Annotated in this window: 15 protein-coding genes; 4 read left to right on the top strand and 11 right to left on the bottom strand. The window is 56.1% G+C overall.

What is annotated here, in order from left to right; translation table 11 throughout:
* Positions 1 to 48: 48 nt before the first annotated feature.
* The 4 genes from WKI84_RS07885 to WKI84_RS07870 all read right to left on the bottom strand — a co-directional run bounded on the left by WKI84_RS07885 (position 49) and on the right by WKI84_RS07870 (position 2,438).
* The gene (locus WKI84_RS07885; protein ID WP_337862994.1) at positions 49 to 429 is read right to left on the bottom strand and encodes a response regulator; all 381 of its coding nucleotides are present in this window, start codon (positions 427 to 429) and stop codon (positions 49 to 51) included.
* Between the two features lie 11 nt (positions 430 to 440).
* The gene (locus WKI84_RS07880; RefSeq protein WP_337862993.1) at positions 441 to 1,034 is read right to left on the bottom strand and encodes a chemotaxis protein CheW; all 594 of its coding nucleotides are present in this window, start codon (positions 1,032 to 1,034) and stop codon (positions 441 to 443) included.
* The gene (locus tag WKI84_RS07875) at positions 1,031 to 1,180 is read right to left on the bottom strand and encodes a hypothetical protein (RefSeq protein ID WP_337862992.1); all 150 of its coding nucleotides are present in this window, start codon (positions 1,178 to 1,180) and stop codon (positions 1,031 to 1,033) included. The genes WKI84_RS07880 and WKI84_RS07875 overlap by 4 nt, the downstream gene beginning before the upstream one ends.
* Positions 1,181 to 1,298: 118 nt before the next feature.
* Positions 1,299 to 2,438 carry a methyl-accepting chemotaxis protein gene (locus WKI84_RS07870; protein ID WP_337862991.1) on the bottom strand — a complete coding sequence of 380 codons (1,140 nt, stop codon included), beginning with the start codon at positions 2,436 to 2,438 and terminating at the stop codon, positions 1,299 to 1,301.
* A 138-nt stretch (positions 2,439 to 2,576) separates the two neighbouring features.
* On the opposite strand from WKI84_RS07870, the gene WKI84_RS07865 reads away from it, so the two are divergent.
* Positions 2,577 to 2,807, top strand: a complete 231-nt coding sequence (locus WKI84_RS07865; protein ID WP_337862990.1) for a hypothetical protein — start codon at positions 2,577 to 2,579, stop codon at positions 2,805 to 2,807.
* 136 nt (positions 2,808 to 2,943) lie between these two features.
* Here WKI84_RS07865 and WKI84_RS07860 read toward each other — a convergent pair whose 3' ends face one another.
* On the bottom strand, positions 2,944 to 5,244 hold the full coding sequence (locus WKI84_RS07860; RefSeq protein WP_337862989.1) for a methyl-accepting chemotaxis protein: 2,301 nt from the start codon (positions 5,242 to 5,244) through the stop codon (positions 2,944 to 2,946).
* Positions 5,245 to 5,472: 228 nt separating this feature from the next.
* Positions 5,473 to 7,239, bottom strand: a complete 1,767-nt coding sequence (locus WKI84_RS07855) for a helix-turn-helix domain-containing protein (RefSeq protein WP_337862988.1) — start codon at positions 7,237 to 7,239, stop codon at positions 5,473 to 5,475.
* Between the two features lie 217 nt (positions 7,240 to 7,456).
* Between WKI84_RS07855 and WKI84_RS07850 the strand changes: the two genes are divergently transcribed.
* On the top strand, positions 7,457 to 8,134 hold the full coding sequence (locus tag WKI84_RS07850; RefSeq protein WP_337862987.1) for an archaellin/type IV pilin N-terminal domain-containing protein: 678 nt from the start codon (positions 7,457 to 7,459) through the stop codon (positions 8,132 to 8,134).
* A 603-nt stretch (positions 8,135 to 8,737) separates the two neighbouring features.
* On the opposite strand, the gene WKI84_RS07845 is transcribed toward WKI84_RS07850, so the two are convergent.
* Positions 8,738 to 9,514, bottom strand: a complete 777-nt coding sequence (locus tag WKI84_RS07845; protein WP_337862986.1) for a hypothetical protein — start codon at positions 9,512 to 9,514, stop codon at positions 8,738 to 8,740.
* A 152-nt stretch (positions 9,515 to 9,666) separates the two neighbouring features.
* Here WKI84_RS07845 and WKI84_RS07840 point away from each other — a divergent pair, with 152 nt between their 5' ends.
* Positions 9,667 to 9,852 carry a hypothetical protein gene (locus WKI84_RS07840; protein ID WP_337862985.1) on the top strand — a complete coding sequence of 62 codons (186 nt, stop codon included), beginning with the start codon at positions 9,667 to 9,669 and terminating at the stop codon, positions 9,850 to 9,852.
* Between the two features lie 25 nt (positions 9,853 to 9,877).
* Here WKI84_RS07840 and WKI84_RS07835 read toward each other — a convergent pair whose 3' ends face one another.
* The 4 genes from WKI84_RS07835 to WKI84_RS07820 form a co-directional block, all read right to left on the bottom strand.
* Positions 9,878 to 10,666: a matrixin family metalloprotease gene (locus WKI84_RS07835; RefSeq protein WP_337862984.1), complete on the bottom strand. Its 789-nt coding sequence runs from the start codon at positions 10,664 to 10,666 to the stop codon at positions 9,878 to 9,880.
* Between the two features lie 79 nt (positions 10,667 to 10,745).
* Complete coding sequence (locus WKI84_RS07830) at positions 10,746 to 12,686, bottom strand: sensor histidine kinase (protein WP_337862983.1); 1,941 nt, start codon at positions 12,684 to 12,686, stop codon at positions 10,746 to 10,748.
* A 54-nt stretch (positions 12,687 to 12,740) separates the two neighbouring features.
* Positions 12,741 to 13,136 (bottom strand): response regulator, encoded by a 396-nt coding sequence (locus WKI84_RS07825; protein ID WP_337862982.1) that lies wholly within the window; start codon positions 13,134 to 13,136, stop codon positions 12,741 to 12,743.
* Positions 13,133 to 15,031 carry an ATP-binding protein gene (locus WKI84_RS07820; RefSeq protein ID WP_337862981.1) on the bottom strand — a complete coding sequence of 633 codons (1,899 nt, stop codon included), beginning with the start codon at positions 15,029 to 15,031 and terminating at the stop codon, positions 13,133 to 13,135. Before WKI84_RS07820 ends, WKI84_RS07825 begins: the two co-directional genes overlap by 4 nt.
* 686 nt (positions 15,032 to 15,717) lie before the next feature.
* Between WKI84_RS07820 and WKI84_RS07815 the strand changes: the two genes are divergently transcribed.
* Positions 15,718 to 17,106: methyl-accepting chemotaxis protein (locus tag WKI84_RS07815; protein ID WP_337862980.1), on the top strand; the 1,389-nt coding region annotated here is incomplete at its 3' end.

Genomic DNA, 17,106 nt, shown 5'->3' with positions numbered 1-17,106 from the left:
GCTACAACACTCCCCTCTCTCTCGCTTGCCCTCTCTATCTTCCTCTTGCTACCGGCCCCTCATCACTTTGTTCAGGACTGCCGCCACCATCGCCCTGTCAAACGGCTTGACTACGTAATCTTTGGCCCCGGCCTTGATGGCGTCCTGCACTATCTGCTTTTGTTCCACGGAGGTTACCATGATGACCTTGGCCGCCGGGTCCATCGCCATTATGGACTTGAGCGCCTGCATGCCGTCTGTCCCGGGCATGTTGACGTCCATCGTGGTGATGTCCGGCCTGTTCTTGCGGTACATGTCTATGGCCGCCGCGCCGTCGCCGGCTTCAAGTATGTTGGTAAAGCCGTTGGAGCTCAGTATGTCCTTCAGTATCGTCCTCATAAAGAGGGCGTCGTCCACCACGAGTATCTTTGTAGAGCCTCTTGACGACATGGTCTTTTCTGCTACCTCCTCCCCCGCCCTATCGCCCTGCCTTTTTCCTCAGCCGCTGCTGCTGCTGCCGCTGTCGTCGCTGCAGTAGCAGTAGCAGTGGTAGTATTGGCAGCATGCTGCGAGGCGTCGTCCGTGCCGCCGCCAAGGAGCATCTTTAGATCCAGTATGACCACGAGCCTGTCGTTGACCTTGGCTATGCCCTTGACGTAGGGCGACGTCTCTGTGATGCTTGAAGGGTTGGGCTCGATGTCGCTTGCAGGTATGCGCATGACCTCGTCGACCTGGTCCACCAGCAGGCCCATCAGCGTAGAGCCCACGCCCACTATCAGGATCCTCGTGGACGCGTCGACCTCTTTTACCGCAGGGAAGCCGAGCTTCTCCTTCACGTCGATTATCGTGATTATCTTGCCCCGCAGGTTCATCACGCCCTTTACGTAGGCAGGCGCGTTTGGCACCATGCTGATGTTTTCCAAAAGGCCGATCTCTTGCACCTGCCCCACCTCGACCCCGTAGTCCATCCGCTGCGACGTCTTTTCTGCCAGCAGGCTGAACACCAGGATCTGCGAAGAAGAGTCAGCGGCCAGTGCCGTTGCGGTGGGGCTCACGTCCAGCCTCCCTCCTTTTCCTCTCCCCTGCTTCCGCCAGCAAGGGCATGCCACAGGCCATGACGATCCGTCTTTTTCCGCCAGTCGATGCTGTTTGTCGCGATCACCATCACCATCATCGTCACCATCATCATCATCGTTATCATGGTATGCTCACCATCACCACTGTATGCTGGTGCCGTTAATATGGTCAAGTATGTCAAATCGTACACACTGAAAAACAGGGATGCAAAGAAAAAATCCGGCTCGGCGGCCGCAGAGCAATCAAGCCAGAGAGGGAGAGGAGGAAGAAGAAGGAGAGGACGATGACCGGAGCTTTTGGATGATCATCGAGTGCCAGCCGGAAGAATAGGTTTCATAGCCGGTCGAGACCGCGTGCCCGATGCACAAATCGCCGTCGTCGAGCTTTTTCATGATAAAGCCCTTCTTCATGGCGTACAGCTCTGACTGGCCGGCAAACTGTATGCTGTCTTCAAGCATCCTGCCTTCGGTGTCTGCAAGGACGGTCCCCCTGTCGTCCACCATGCACACCCTGCTTGTGGCCTTTTCCTCTTTGCTCAGGGGAGTCTTGTTCACTATCTCCTGCGCCAGCCCCTCCCAGTTAAAGACCGTGCCGAGCACGCCTATCACCTTGCCGTTCCCCTGGCAGTTCTCCTTGACGCAGCATGAAAAGATCACTGCCAGCTGGTTGTTTGCGAGCGGCGACCTGTGCACCGTCTGGAATCCGAACTGGTCGCCCGACGCGCTGGCCATCGCCGACTCGAACCACGGGCTCGAGCGCTGGTTCGTGCCCTGCGACCGGAACTGGTGCGGGCGGCCGTTTGCCACCACGTTCCCTTCGACGTCGCACAGGACCAGGTCGAAATACACCGTGTAAGCGTCAAGTATCACTCCCAGGCGCCGGGACGCCATCTCCAGGGCTTCAGGGGTCTTGTCGACAAGCGCGGCCACCATGCTTGAATCCTTGGCCCACCAGCGCACGTCGCACGACCTTTCGTACAGGTTGCGGTCCACAAGGTCGATGTTTGTGAGGGCAAGGTCTGAAAGCCGTATGCCGCGTATGTTGGTAGCCTGCATCCTGATGATGTCCTTCAGCTCGCTTATCGCCCCCCTGCTCTCCTTTCGCAGCCTGTCGGTGGTGTCCACGATTTTTCTAGAAAGCCTGCTCATTTCCTCGGCGACCACGGTAAATGCCTTGCCGGCCTCGCCTGCCCTGCTGGCCTCTATGAGCGCGTTTATCGCAAGGACCTGGGCCTCGCCGTTTATGTGGTCTATCTGGTTTATCGCAGCCTCCGTCTTGGCCGAGAGCAGTTCGGACAGCTTGGCTACCGTTTCAAGCGAAGAGCTGCCCTCCTGCTGCTGTTGTTGCTGTTGCTGCGACGGCCGTTGTTGATCTACAAGCATATCTTGTGTCGCGCTGTAATTAGATAGATGTCGATTAAAAGAACAAGTATGTCAAATCGAGGCTCTACAGCCTCCGGCCGGCCGGATGGACAAAAAGTATATAACAATTGACATGTCAAAAAAAGTGCGGACGAGCAATTGGCAGAGAGACAGAGAGGGAAAATCGCTTACCTTGTCGCGTTCTGCACGCTTGCGTTCTATGCGTTCTTTACAGCCATGTACCACATGGCCGACATTGCGGCCGGCCTGAACCTGGACAAGTCCAACCCCTTTGCGCTTGTGGCCCTCAAGTTCAGGGCAGGGATAGAGTGCAGGGACTATGTGGCGCAGACGGGAGACGAGTCGTGCTATTCCCAGTGGCACGTCTAGCAGAAAATAATATAATTAATAAAAATAATGACGAAGCCGAGCACGGGCTTTTCGGACGCGCGTCAGTGCGTGTGTCCAAGAGGCGGGGGTGGTGCCCGGGCGTTTTTTCTGCCAGCCTCTGCAGGGGCCCTGCTGCCTAGTTCACCGCTTCTTCGTGGCCCCCTCCGCCGCGCACCGGCCTGATCTGCCCGAGCAGAGGCACTTTCCTGCCACCCTTTGTCGCAGGCACCTTTAGCTTGAACGGCCCGTCTTGCCACCCTTCTTCTTTTTCCTGCGGCGCCCTGGGGCCGTCGTCGGCAGGAAGTGAAGGGTTGGGGGCGCCTCCCCCTTCTTCTTCTCCTCCTCCTTTTTTCTCCCCCTGCCGCATGCTCGGGGAGCCTGCGTCGTCGTCCGTCCTGAACTTGGATATGAGGCTCTGCGATTTCTCGGCTATCTTGGCAAGCTCTTGCGCCGCGTTGGTGACCTCCTGCATGCTTGCAGTCTGCTGTTCCGTCGCTGCAGAAACCTCCTCGGCAGACGCCGCGCTTTCCTCTGCGACCGATGCCACCTCGCCTATGAGCGTGGTCACGTTCTCTGCCGTGTGGACCTGGCCGCGCGTGCTCGTGGCTATCTCCTGCACCCTCTTGGCAGTCTGCAGCGCCTCCTTCGATATCGTCTCAAGCGAGGAGAGGGCCCTGTTGATGATGTCGGTCCCCTCGTAGACCTCCTTTGAGCCCGACTCGATGTTCTGCACCGACGCCTCTATCGTGGTCTTGATCTCCTCCACCAGCTTGGCTATCTCTTCCGACGCCTTGAGCGACCCTTCTGCAAGGCGCTTGACCTCGTCTGCCACGACCGCAAAGCCCTTCCCTGCCTCGCCGGCCCTCGCAGCCTCGATGGCCGCGTTGAGCGCAAGCAGGTTGGTCTTGTCCGAGATGGCGTTGATCACGTTGAGCGCGTCGGCTATCTGGGCAGACTTTTCGCTTATGCCCTTGATGTCCGACACGGCCTTGTTGACAAAGTCGTGTATCTTGGTCATCCTCTTGGCCGCGTCCGACGCAGCGGTCTGGCCCGCCTGGGCTATCTTGCCCGTCTGCGTCGCCTGGCCTGCCACCTCCTCTGCGGTCTGCGACACGCTCTTCATGGTGTCCCTGAGCTCGCCGGCCATCCTGTTGTTCTCTTCGAGGCGCTTGGCCTGGTCCTGCGTCCCCCTCGCTATCTGCTGGACGCTGGTAGAGACCTGGTTGATGGACGCGTTGACCTCCTCCGTGGACGCGGCGAGCTGCTCTGCAGTCGACGAGAGCGTGAACGCGTTGCTCTGCGCCTGCCTGACAAGCTCGCGAATCCCGGAGACCATGCCCGCAAACGACCGGGAGAGCACGCCTATCTCGTCGTTGGACCTTACTTCCACAGTCTTGGCCACCAGGTCTCCTTCGCTGACCTGCTGCGCCATCCTGCTCATCATCGCTATCGGCCTCGAGATGGACCGGGAGATAAAGAACGCCGCAACGCCTATCGCGCCTGCAGCAGCTACCGTGATGATCATCGACTGGTTCTGAAGGTCAGTCACCGGCGCGTTTATCTCGGCCACGTCAAACTCTGCCAGGAGGACGAACCCTGCGTCCCTTTCGCACGCCGAGGCGCCGTAGACGGGTATGCCCCTGTAGTCCGGATAGATGCCGTTCACAGTCGTGCCTTTTGCAAAGCACTCTTGCACTGGGAGCGTGTCCACCACCTGGTTAAAGGCTGCGCCCTGCACAAACCGGGAATCAGATATCATCAGCCCGTCCCGGTTCACCAGGTACGTCTCGCCTGTCTCCTTGAGGCCCTCCCTGTTGAGGAGTATCTCCGAGGCCAGCCTGGTCGGGACTGCCGTGTAGACTACCCCCATGACTTCTTTATCCGTGCCCGGAGCTGTGACCGGGACGACGATGTTGCGTGCGCCCTCTTTTCTGGCAGAGTCGTACTCTACTGCCACTACGACCCTGTTCTGCTGTTGCGCCTGCTGGAATTTTGCGTCCTGGGCGACGCTCTTGCCCACTTCAGAGCTGTCGGTGGAAAAGAGCACCGTGCCCTGCGGGGAGACTGCCTTCATCCTGTAAAAGCCGCTTTCGCTTCCCCCGGTCGCCATCGCAAAGTCTGAAAACTCGGCGGCCACCGCGTCCGACGCGCGTCCCAGGGCAGATTTATCGCCGGAGCCGTCCATCCTGAATAGCTCCTTGATCGCCTCGCCTGACGCAAAGGTTGAAGCCTGCTGTACTCGCAGCTCGTTTAGCATCTTGATGGCCTGGGCCCTGCTCACCGCCAGAGATTCCACCTGGTCGGCAGTCATCTTGTTCATAGAACTCTGCGAGGCGGTGAAGCTTATGACGGCAAGGATTGCCAGCGGCACCACCGACATCGCCACAAAGAGGGCTATCAGCTTACGGTTCAGGCTGTGGCTCAGGATCTTTAGCACCAGTTATCTCCCTCCACCGTTGCAGCCCTGACGGCAGGCCGTACCCACTCTGCACGTCGCTCTAATTTGACATCCTATTTCTCCTCTTCTTCCTCTTCTTGTTCCGCCCATAACGATATCTCCCCCTTACTTGGAATGGGACGCATAAAACGGGAATTATGTCAAAATCCGTACCGACAGAGAAAGAGGAATGAGGATGGAAACAGCACCAAAAAAAGACGGTGGCGGCTAGGCGGTTGTCGTCTTGCCGCCGCTTGCAGGCGGCGGTGGCGACGGCGAGAGGGGTGAGGAAGGAGGCCGCTGCAGGTTCCCGACGAGCCTGCGGATTGCGTCCTCTGCGCCGTCTGCGCCCATGACCACCACGTCGCGGTGCAGCGACCTGGCAGGCGCCTTGACGGCTGACGGGTCGCCTGCAAGCGTGATCAGGACCTTGCAGTCTGCCCTGACGTCCATGCATTTTACCAGAAAGCCGATGAGCGCGGCCTGCGGGTCGGGCTTGTCAGGGCCGACAATGTCAACGACGATGGAGGCATGAGTGAGATCACCATCATCATCTCCTTTTCCAGCGGAAGCAGATATCGAAAACCGGTGCGCCAGGCCGCTTGCGCCCTTTACGTCCTGCAGGATTTCCAGGCCGGCGCCTTCCAGCAGCTGGCGCACGGACGCCATGAGCCTTGAGACCTTCTCCTGCGCCTCGATGGCTGCCGCCCTGTCGGCCATCGCAGTGGAGGAAGACCAGAGGCTGTCAAACATGATCCGGTAGTGCTCCACATAGTCGCGCACGCTCGACCATATCGCGCTCTGGCCCCGGCTCCCAGCAGCGGGCGTCAGCATGACCTCGTCGTCGTCCACCAGCGTGATGTTGACGCCGGCCTTGGCGTCGGCGTGCCTGACCTCGCACGACGAATCGCCGAGTCTTTTCAATTTGCCAAGAGACTCTTTTTCTATCGACGTGAGGATGCGCGTCTTTATTTTTTTGCTGCTGCCGCTGCTGCCACTGCTGCCACTGCCACTGCTGTCATTTGCACCGGCGGCAAGCGCGTCGCGCGCAGTCGCGTCGAAAAACGCGCAGTCATAGGGCACGGAAAAGTGCAGCACCTGCTTTTTCGCCCTTGCAAGCATGCCCCTGTAAAACTCGGATATGGGCTGCGACCCCTTGATTATCAGCACGTCTTCAAACGCCCTGCCTCCCCCCTTCATGATGTCCACCCGCGTCCTGGCGTCGATGGCGTTTTCCCAGCTGTCGCTCAAAAGGCCCCGGATGCCTGCGACAAAGTTCCTGCCGTTCATCCACAGCGCCACGTCGCCAGAAGCGCTGTCGGCACGGGTCATGGCCGACACCACAAGCTCCGACTCGTCGGCTACAAGCAGGATGCTCATGCCCGGTATCCTGGTGTGGCGCAGGTCTGCATACTCGGAATATTCCCGTATTGCAGAGTCGAGCGAGTAATCGACGTCTGTCAGTATCATGATCCTGGTGCCCCTCTTTTTCGCCCGGACAAGCTCGTCAGGTATGTCCGTATAGGCGATCCTCAGCAGGTCCTCCCTGCCAATGTATGCAAGGATTTCCGAGCCTGCTGTTCCTATCATCTGCGACACCATCGAGTAGATCTGCGACTTGCCCTGCACTATCCTGTACTTGGCCTCCACCTGCGGCTTTTGGTGCAGCTTGAACTTGGCAAGCTCCTGCATCACCTGCTCCCTGGCAGACTCCATCTGTTCCAGCTTTTTAGCCGCGTGGCCTATCAGCTTCTCGATCGCCCTCTCCGGCGGGATTGCCGAAAAGATGACCGGCCGGCCCATCGTGGACTCGACTATGCCCATCTCCCTGAGCCTCTCCAGTATCCTGTACACCCTGATTCTGGCAAGCCCGCACGACTTTGCCAGATCGCCTGCCTTGGACTCGCCTGAAAGGTAGAGGTCCCGCAACACTGCGGCCTCCTCCCCGTCAAGGCCCAGATCTACAAATCTGCTGGTAATGTTTTCAAGCGACACTCTTGTATCTTTTTAGCGGCAGGGCCGGATTTTACAAGATTTGCATGAATATCGGTATACACGCTGCCGTTTTTACCCCCTCCAGGGCAAGGCGCAGGGGGCCGCCCGCCGTTTTTTTCCTCCTGTGCACGGGCAGAAACAGCAACAACAGCAAAGATGCAAGCTCGTTCCGGTGTACACACTTGCAGATAATACGCCAGCACGCATTAGGAAGGGCATGAAGTCAAAACAAAGGCAGAACCGCAGTCGCCGTGGTGTGATAGGCATCGAGTCGGCAATCGTGCTGATAGCCTTTGTCATGGTGGCAGCAGCTTTGTCTTTTGTCATCCTGAACATGGGCTTTTCCACCACGCAGAAAGCAAAGACGACGATACAGTCAGGCCTCGCCGAGGCGAGCAGCGCAATGGAGATCACCGGCGGCGTGATAGGAAACGGGAACGCGACCCAGAACAGGCTGCACTATTACGCTATACCGATAAAGGTTGCGCCGGGAGGCGAGTCCGTCAACCTGGAGACTGCTAATACCGCGATAAGGTACTACAGCAACAAGATAGCGCTCGAAAGCATCTACAAGGGCATACTGCCGACAGGCACCTACTCGAACAGCACGGCAGCGATAGCGGCGGCCAAGACAGCCAACATGATAAACCAGTACCCGTGGGTGGGCTCGGGCATGAACCAGACGACGGCCCTAGTCTACTTCACCACGAACAAGAACAACAACCAGATCCTGGACAACGGCGAGAACGCCATAGTGCTGGTGATGTTCAAGAACGCCGACAAGCCCACCTCGCTTGAGGAGGTCAGGACCGAGGTGATAGTGCCGACAGGATCACTGCTGACAGTCAAGAGACACATACCGTCAATCTCTGACACCATCGTAGACCTGGGCTAGCAGCAACAACAGCAACAATAGCAGCAACGGTAAGCCAGCCAGCCTGTCTGTCTGGCTTGCCTCTGCCTGCGTGCGAGCCTTACGTACGTAACGTATGTGTGTGTGGCAGGACGATGACGCGCCAACGCTTCCTCTGTGTCGAGTCTTTCTGGCTTGGCGCACGGGTCCTGCCACCTTTTCTTTTTTCCAAGCAAGCCTTTACAGCCAGCAACACATACGCTAGCCATCTTTCTTGCAGGTGACGACTTGCTGCAGTATCACCGCCCCGCTCTAGCCTAAAAGCCAAGATTTGCGGCAAAGTTGCAGACACAGTGTGCGCAGGTCTTGTCCACCTTCTTCTTTTTCATTGCAGGCAGATACTCCAAAATTGCATGTCTGCGCCTGACCATTTATCGCAGGCAGCTTTCCTGCATCCTTATGCCAGGGACTTGCTCCCCGTTACAAGATGGCGCCCCGCAAGGGCGCAGGGAAAGAGTTTCAAGTAAGGCGGCAAGGAAAAATGGCGCGCCATACACCCTGCCGCCAGCAGCCGCGGAAAAAGAATTGTCATGAGCAGAGCGAGTCCGCTGGCATGGCAGCAAGGTGCAGGAAAACGACTGGCCGTTACGACTTTGAATAGACCATGAATGGCCGGTCTGTCAGGACGTGGTCGTGGGCCATCACCATTTCGCGCAGGTCTTTTCTGGCCCCATCTACCAGGCAGGTGCACAGGAACGCGCGGGCGGGGCTGCCGCTGCATACATGATGACGATGATGAAGGAGCTCCTGCTGCTGATTATCGCCATCGGGCAGGCCGTGCTGATGGCACGACACGAGGTTCGAGTACGCCCTGGTGCCTACTACTATGTTGCCCTCGCCGTCGTAGCGGGCCTGCTCGGTGCCCCGGAACGCGGCAGTGCCGGCAGGGCTTGTGCGCTTGAAAAACGCGTCTATGACCTGCTGCCTCCTGTCAGGGTCGGTCCACAGCAGAAGGGTCCGCCCCTCCCGCAGCTCGCCTGCAAACATGAGGGCTTCAAACCTGTACGCCTCCTCTATCAGCTGCGGGGTTGCAGTGGTGGGAGCCACGTGCGGCAGGCTCTCCAGCAGGCTGTTCCTTATGCCGTGCAGGAACACCTCTGAGCCGTAGCCAAAGGTCTGCTTGATGGCCTTTGATACGAGGTCATAGCGCGACATGAGGACGTGGCGCGGCATCCGGTGCATGGCGGAAAGGTGGCTGACAAGCACGTCTGCGCACGACTCGCCAAGGAGCGCAAAAGCCCCGCTTATGGCGTCGTGCACCATGTTGCTTGCGCCCGTCTGCGGGTAGTACCCGAGGCTGACCAGAAGGTCGTGTACGTCAGGTAGCGGCGATGATGATGATGCTGCTGCGGACTTGCCCATGTCTGTTTGCATGTATCGATGCTGGCGCCGCAATAGTAAGCGCGTGTTTGTACAGTTGTACGAGCTTTCTGTGCGTTCGGGCAGGCAGCAGTTTGTCAGGAAATTTTATCAAGAAAATTCAAATAGTATGTGCCAAGGAAAATAGCAGGACATTGGACACAGGAGACAGCAGCAGCAAAGAGCGCAGCGCCCTTTATGCGGAATTTGAGCACCTTGGAATCCCCACAGACAAGCTCCACCCCCTGTCAAACCCAGCCCTCAAGCAGCTTTTGGACTCGATAAAAGAGGCCATCCTCAGCTACAAGGACGAGCAGAAACAGGGTTCGGGCCTTTCCTGACAGGCGCGTATCGACCGACGACGACTTAGCTGACTTGCGTGCCGGAGCATGCGACTTCGCCTGCCCCATCGTCAATGTAGAGGGAGGATGTGCCCCTGAATTCGCAATTTCGTATCTCCCCGTAGGGAGTATTGTCGACTATAATCATGGGCGTGTGCATGATGCTCGATTCAAGGCCCGCATGCCCAAGCCCGATTGCATGCCCCATTTCATGCTCGAATATGGACTTGACGAATCCCCCGGTGTAAAGGTCGTATGAAGAATAGATGCGAACCTCCGCAAACAGGATCTCAAATGTGGCCTTGTCGCGGCCTATTTTTGCAGAGCCCAGTTTGCCTTCAGGATGGGGACCTGATTCCAGGAATACCTTGATGTCTGCTCCTTCAGAGTTTGGACGGACAAGTTGCAGAGCAGGGACATTCTCTGATTGCTCAAAGAGCGTCCGCAGCAGATCCGGCCACGTGCCGTAGAGCGAGGTGGAATTGCGCTCAAGTTGCGTCTCATCGGTGGCCTCGAGAGAGCTGCGGAGGCTTTCTGCCACCTCTTCAAATTCTGACTGCGGCATGCCCCTTGAGAAAAAGGATACCGTGACTGTGGATTTTCCCCAGTGGCCGTTGAGATAGATGGTGCCGTTTGCCGTCTCGGCAAGAGAGTCTGCCGGACGCACAACGATGTCGTCTGCGTGCTCGTTCAGCTGGACGTCGCGGATGTCCATACTTGCTTCCACGAACGAGTTGGTAATCATCGCTATCACGGCAAGCGTCACAAAAGAGGCCGCCCCTGTAGATACGGCGGCAGCCTTTGCGCCCATCATTTTGACGCTCCGCGGCCCCGCGATCTATCGTTGCAGGTTTTTGGATTGGCGTTATGGTCGCGCAGCAGGGTACGCATACCTATCTCCTTTCACCCACAGGACGCAGGTCTGCACCCTTGCCGTCTGCTCTGGGGATGCTGAAGTAGAATGAGGAACCAACGCCTGGCGCGCTCACAAACCAGATCCTTCCCCCGTGCGCCTCGACAATCCCTTTTGATATGGTGAGGCCGAGGCCGCTAGCCGCAGCCTGGCGGGTCGGCGACGTATCTGACTCGTAGAATTTCCTGAACAGGCGCGGCTGGATCTCTTCGGGTATCCCGGTTCCACTGTCTTTGACCGAAAAGATCGCTTCACCAATGCGGCCTTCTACGCGCAGCCTGATCGTCCGGTCATGGCTGTTCTCGGGAATAGCCTTCACGGCGTTGCTCACCAGGTTGTCGAGGACCTGGAGCACTCTGCCCGAATCACACGAGACCGCCAGATCTGCGCCGGACTCCATGATCGCAATGTCTATGTTGCGCGACCGGGCCAGCGGCAGCGCCCTGTTTTTGCACTCCTTTAAAAGCGCGTTTGCAGAGACAGGCTCCTTTTCTATGTTCATCCGCAGCTTCCCGGTCTCCAGCATCCGTGCGTCAAGGACGTTCTGCGTCATGTAAAGGAGCGACCACGCCCTTTCAAGCATTATCATCACCTTTTCCCGCTGTATCGGACTCAGTTCTCCAAACGTGCCATCCAGCATGAGCTCGGAATACCCTATTATCGGGACCAGAAACGTCTTTAGCTCGTGGGACACCATCAGGGCGAATTCCTCCTTTTCCCTGTCCGCTTTCTTTAGCTCGTCTGCCTGCACCTCGAGCCTTGAGGCCATGAAGGAGAGGATGTCGTTTTTCAGGTGGATCTTTTTGGTCTTGATGCCTATCTCCTCGACCATCGCGTTAAAGCTGGCGGCCAGCTCGCCTATTTCGTCACGCCTTGCGATGTCCACCTTTTCAAAGTAGCCTGCCTCCACCTTGCCCATAGTCGTCCTCAGGCGGAACAGTGGCTTCAGTATTGAACGTGAAAGAAAGAACGCGGATGCTCCTGCAGCCGCGATTATCCCGCCTGCCATCAGCAGGTACTGGTATTGCAGGGTTTTCAGCGGCAAAAACATTTCATCCCTGTCGACCTCCGATATGAGCACCACCCCCAGATTCTTGTCGCAGTTTGAGGCCCCGTAGACGTAAGAGCCTCTGTAGTTGGCATACAGCCCGCCCACCACGTCCGCGCCGTTTGCAAAACACTCCTGTACGGGCGGCGATTCGACGACCTGGTGGTATTTTGCGCCCTCTACAAAACGCGAATCGGTTATCATGAGCCCGTTCCTATCTACGAGATATATCTCGCCGGTGTCCCCGAGAAACAACGGGTTTGTAAGGATGCGGTTAGCCCTGTCCAGTTCGCGCAATGCTGTTACAAAGCCGGCAGGGATGGAAGTGTTGCCTCCTGTCTGGTCGTAGATCGGGGCCACCGTTTCGAGCACCGCGATTCCCAGCTCATCGTCAAAAGTGACGGTATAGAAAGGGCTGAACGACGCTCTGCGGATCATGTCAGGATCCAATGCATTGTCTCCTTCCGTCGCAGGGTCTGTCGAGAGGAGTATTTTCCCGCCGCCGTCCGTTATCCGCACTGCCAGAAATGTGGTGTCCCTGGTCTTTGTCAGGCTTTCAAATTCCCTCACAGAATTCCTTGCAGGATTCTCGGCCCGGGGCGAACCGTCGGCAGAGGCAAGAAAATTCTGGACGTTGGGGTTTGAGGCCAAGGCTTCTGTCTGCTCGAGCCTGAGGTCCCAGATGCTCTCTATTGCCTGCATGCGGTCTGACGCTATAACGTTGAGCCTCTGCCCGACATCCCTTCTCAAGAGTTGCTGCCCGTTTCCTATGCTAATTGCCGAAATCAGGACTATGGAAGCCAGCGATATGGCCATTATCAGCAGCACTATCTTGGTGTGCAGGCTGACTCTCAGAGGGTTCCTATCGTCCAACCAGAAGGTCTTGCTATTCAATGAAATGGTACCTCGATTTGAGGCGCACGCGCCTTACTTTGATGAAAGGTGCCTCCCCACAAAACTCAAGAGATCCGCCTTGCTGAACGGTTTTCTCAGGCAATCAAGCGCCCCCATCTTTTTGAAATTCTCTATCTCCATGTTGGTGGCCGAAGATGCGGTGAAAAAGACCACCTTGTTGTTCTCTAGGTAGCCTTCTGCCTTCATGGCCTGGAGGACATCCAGTCCAGAGAACTGCGGCATCGCGATGTCCAGCAGGATAAGGTCGTAGTCGCTGCCGTTCCTGTAGCTTTCCCGGACGATGTCCAGACATTGCTTGCCGCTGTTCACCTTTGTGCACTCGTAGCCTGCCGCCTGGAGCATTATCTCTGCGAGATCCGCTATCGTGGTGTTGTCGTCCACTATGAGTATCCTCTTCTTATTGTTCAATTCTTTTTGTCACCTCTCCCATTTCCCAGAGTCAGATTTGCAGGAATGGAAAAGTAAAAAGTCGAGCCGGCCCCCGGTGTGCTTTCAAACCAGATCCTTCCCCCGTGCGCCTCCACGATGCCTTTTGCTATGGCAAGGCCCAGGCCCGTGCCTCCCGCCTCCCTTCGAAGTGAGGTATCGACCTGGTAGAATTTCTTGAATATGTCGCCCTGCTTTTCTTTTGGTATGCCTATGCCGTTGTCGCGGACTGCAAACTCGACAGAGCCGTCGGCAGGGACCCTTCTTGCAGAAGCCACTATCCTGCCGGTCTTTTCAGGCACGAACTTGATGGCATTGCTCACTAGGTTGTGGATCACCTGCTGTACCCTTTTTGGATCGCACACAAGCTCTAGCTTTCCGTCGCCCCCGTCCTGAATTTCGTATGTCAGCGATATTTTCTTTGAGTCTGCCAGCGGCTTGAAGGATTCGACGGCGCGCTCCAGAAAGTCTTTTGCCGACGCTTTCTCCATGTCAAACTTCATCTTGTGGAGTTCCAGCTTGCGGACATCCAGCAGATCGGTTATCAGATTTGAAAGGGAAACTGCGCTGTTTCGCACCAGCGCGATTTTTTCTTTTTGCAGAGGAGTCAGCTCGCCGAGGGTTCCATCGGACAGGAGTTCAGTGAATCCTATGATCGGGACCAGAGGCGTCTTCAGCTCGTGGGTTATCATTGCGGCAAACTCCTCTTTCGCCGTATCCACCTGCCGCAGCTGCTCGGCCTTTAGGTCAAGGTCGCGGGCAAGGATCTCCAGCTCAGAGTTCTTTACCTTCAGTTCGCCTGACAGCGATTCGAGCCGGGCTTTTTCCTCCTTGAGCTCGCGGTTTGCCATTTTGAGCGTCTCGTTCAGGGTTTCCAGTCTGTCAGAGAGCGTGAGATTATGAAGCATCGTCCGAAAGAGCAGGTATTGCGATATTCCCATGACTGCAATTACGATGGTAGCGACAATCACGGCCTGCCTCTGATTTAGATACGCTTCCGCAAATGCATCTTCGACCGGCTGGATAAGGAGCGTCGCCCACCTGTTGCCGTCAAGTTCTATTGGCGAGTATGTTATGTGCAGCTGGGTCCCGTTGACTACCAGCGTTTTCGTGCCAGCGTTGCCAGCGTAAATTTCCGGGGCGACGCCTTCCAGGTGTGAGTAAGAACGTGCTGCAATCTGACTGTTTGCAGAGGAGTCTGAACTTGCGATTTCAACAGCATTGCGGTCCACGTATGCCGCAACTTCGTTTTTGCCAAAATCTTGGGCCTGCAGCGAATTGTTTAGGACATCCAGATCCATCGCGCCGACCAGGACGCCCACCAGGTTTCCGTCCCGGAATACTGGCGTCGAGATCACCACGGTGTTGTGGTTGGTCGCAGTGGACCTAAAGACCTCGCTCACATAGGTCTTCTGCGCAGAGACCGTGTTTGTGAAATAATCGCGGTAGGCGAAATTGAGCGTCGGCAAGTTTTGTTGGAGCTCCGCTGGCTCTACAGAATAGACATCGCCGTTTGCCATCAGGAATGAAGCAGTTTCAAGGTCCGGAAGTTCGTCGAGCAGATTCTTTAGCACGGCTCTTTTTTCAGGATCGGCGTCGGCCGGAATCCCCTTGAGCTCTTTACTGATCATATTTGAAAAATCCGTGCTTTGCACCTGCGGCAATTTCGCAGCCAGCTCTAGCGCGCTAACCTGATTCTGGATTCGCAGCTGGGTTCTGGAAGCCAGCGTGGCGGCCAGGTTGCTCTTGGCTCTTTCCGTTTCTTCGGTCGCTATCGCAAAGTTCTGCTGCACTGAAATGTAAAAGACTGCGACTACCAGCGCCGACGCCACAATGCCTATCGTCAGCGGCAGTTTGGCGGCGCGTTGAAAGGTCATGGATCAGACGTTCCTGCCGGTAGTTTGGTAATGCGGTATTGGCGGTATTCCCCACCAGAACGAATTCCAAGCCTTGACAGGAAGTCTTTACGCGGACTTTTTTTCTCGCCGTTGCAGGGCATGCCGCCACCACCACCATCATCATCGCTCCTTTCTATTGAAAGTACGTGGCAGCCGAATAAATTGCCCATGTAAATCTCTTATATAAGAGAGAAAAGATAGTTAATAACTTATCTATGCTGTTTTTTCAATGGCATGTAATAAACAGAAAACGAATTAGTAACTCACGAAATATGGCAATTCTGAAAGGAAATTCATGACTTCAATGATTTTGATTCCTGTTCCTTCATAGCGGGCAAGGATTTATCAAATGATCACCAGATTCGTTCCATTTCAGTCTAACCACCTGCAAAAGTTTTCTTACAGAACCCTCAGAGAACTGGCAGGAGGACGGCCGTCACAACTCTGGTGCAGCCCGCTCCAAGCATGGCAACTTGTGACAGGGTCAAGCTGGCTGGAAGACGTTGCTAAAAAATTTCCATATAATGGACTATTATTGGCAGGTATGTCTAACCTGTAAAGTTATTCCATATTCTACCCTGATATGCAAGGATCTGCAAGACAGTGCACTAAGAGGATAATATTTACATACAATACCGTAAATACGCCAATGGCAATGGACGCTCATGATCCATTCCGCCATTGCAGGCAAGATACGGCTCGGCAGCAAAAGGGGCGACGGCACCCATGCCAATACCGGTAGAGAAAAACCGGTTCGGCCAGCAGCAACAGCAGCAACAACAATAGCAAAAACCATCACAGAGAAGGTTCAGACGAACCCACGTGCAAATGCTTCCCCCAGAGAAGAAAAGCCCCTGGACAAGGTGATGAGGTCGTTTAAAGAGGCTGTCGAAATCTCGCAGCAGGTTACAAACACGCTCAAAGAAATGACGACTGCTACCGAGAACCAGACAAGGAACATCGAAGAGGTGTCCACAACTATCCAGTCGATCTCCTCCGCCATCCAGCAGACCGCGTTAAGCGCGTCAAAGGCCATGGAGAAGGCCGTGGGCTCTGACAGCATTGCAAAATCTGCCAGCAGAGACGCAGAACGGGGGATGCAGAAGATGAGCGAGGTAAAAGAGACGATCCTCCGTTCCTCTGCAAGCGTAAAGAGCCTTGGCGACGAGCTGAAGAAAATAAACGAGATAGTCAAGCTCATCACCGCCATTGCAGACAAGACGAACCTGCTTGCGCTCAACGCGGCCATCGAAGCGGCAAGGGCAGGCGACGCGGGCAAAGGCTTTGCAGTCGTCGCAGACGAGGTCAAGCGGCTGGCCGAGAGTTCGAGAAAGGGCGCGAACGAAATCTCAAAGATAGTAAAACATCTCGAGGAATCGTCTAAAGCCACCATCGGGAGCATCGAGCACGGAAACACGTCGATCATTGAAAGCTATGACGTGATCACAAAGGTGCTGCAGTCGCTGCAGGAGATCGCCGGGGCCGTTTCAGAAGTCGTGTCGCAGATGGGCGAGATTTCCGCGTCGGCAGAACAGGTGGCTGCGTCGAGCGAGCAGGCAGCTGCGTCGAGCGAAGAGATATCGTCTGTCGCGCAGCAGAACCTGGCGGACCTGAAAAAGATTACAGAATCCAACAACAACGACGACTCGTCGGTGATAGAGGCCATAGTCAAAGACGCCAGCAAGGCTGCCGAAACGCTGGCCGACATAACCGGTATCATGGACAAGTCAAACATTATATCCATCACCGATACGGAAGGCGCCATTACATACATAAACGACAAATTTCTGGAAGTTGCAAGGTACCGCCCGGAAGAACTCATGGACCAGAACCACCGCATCCTCAAGTCCGGCTTCCATGCGCCCGAACTCTTTGAGGCGATGTGGCAGACCATATCTGACGGGCGGCCGTTCTCCGGCTATGTCAGAAACAGGGCAAAAGACGGCACGGTCTACTGGGTAAAAGCCGTCGTCAGCCCCGTCACCGACCACCACGGAGAGATAACCGGCTACGTGTCAGTCCGCGCCCCCGTCACAGAGCTGATGGTCATGTTC

This window comes from Nitrososphaera sp. (assembly GCF_037447015.1).
Lineage (GTDB): Archaea > Thermoproteota > Nitrososphaeria > Nitrososphaerales > Nitrososphaeraceae > Nitrososphaera.
Note: the sequence above shows the minus strand (reverse complement) of the source record. Positions and strands in the feature narration are given on the sequence as shown.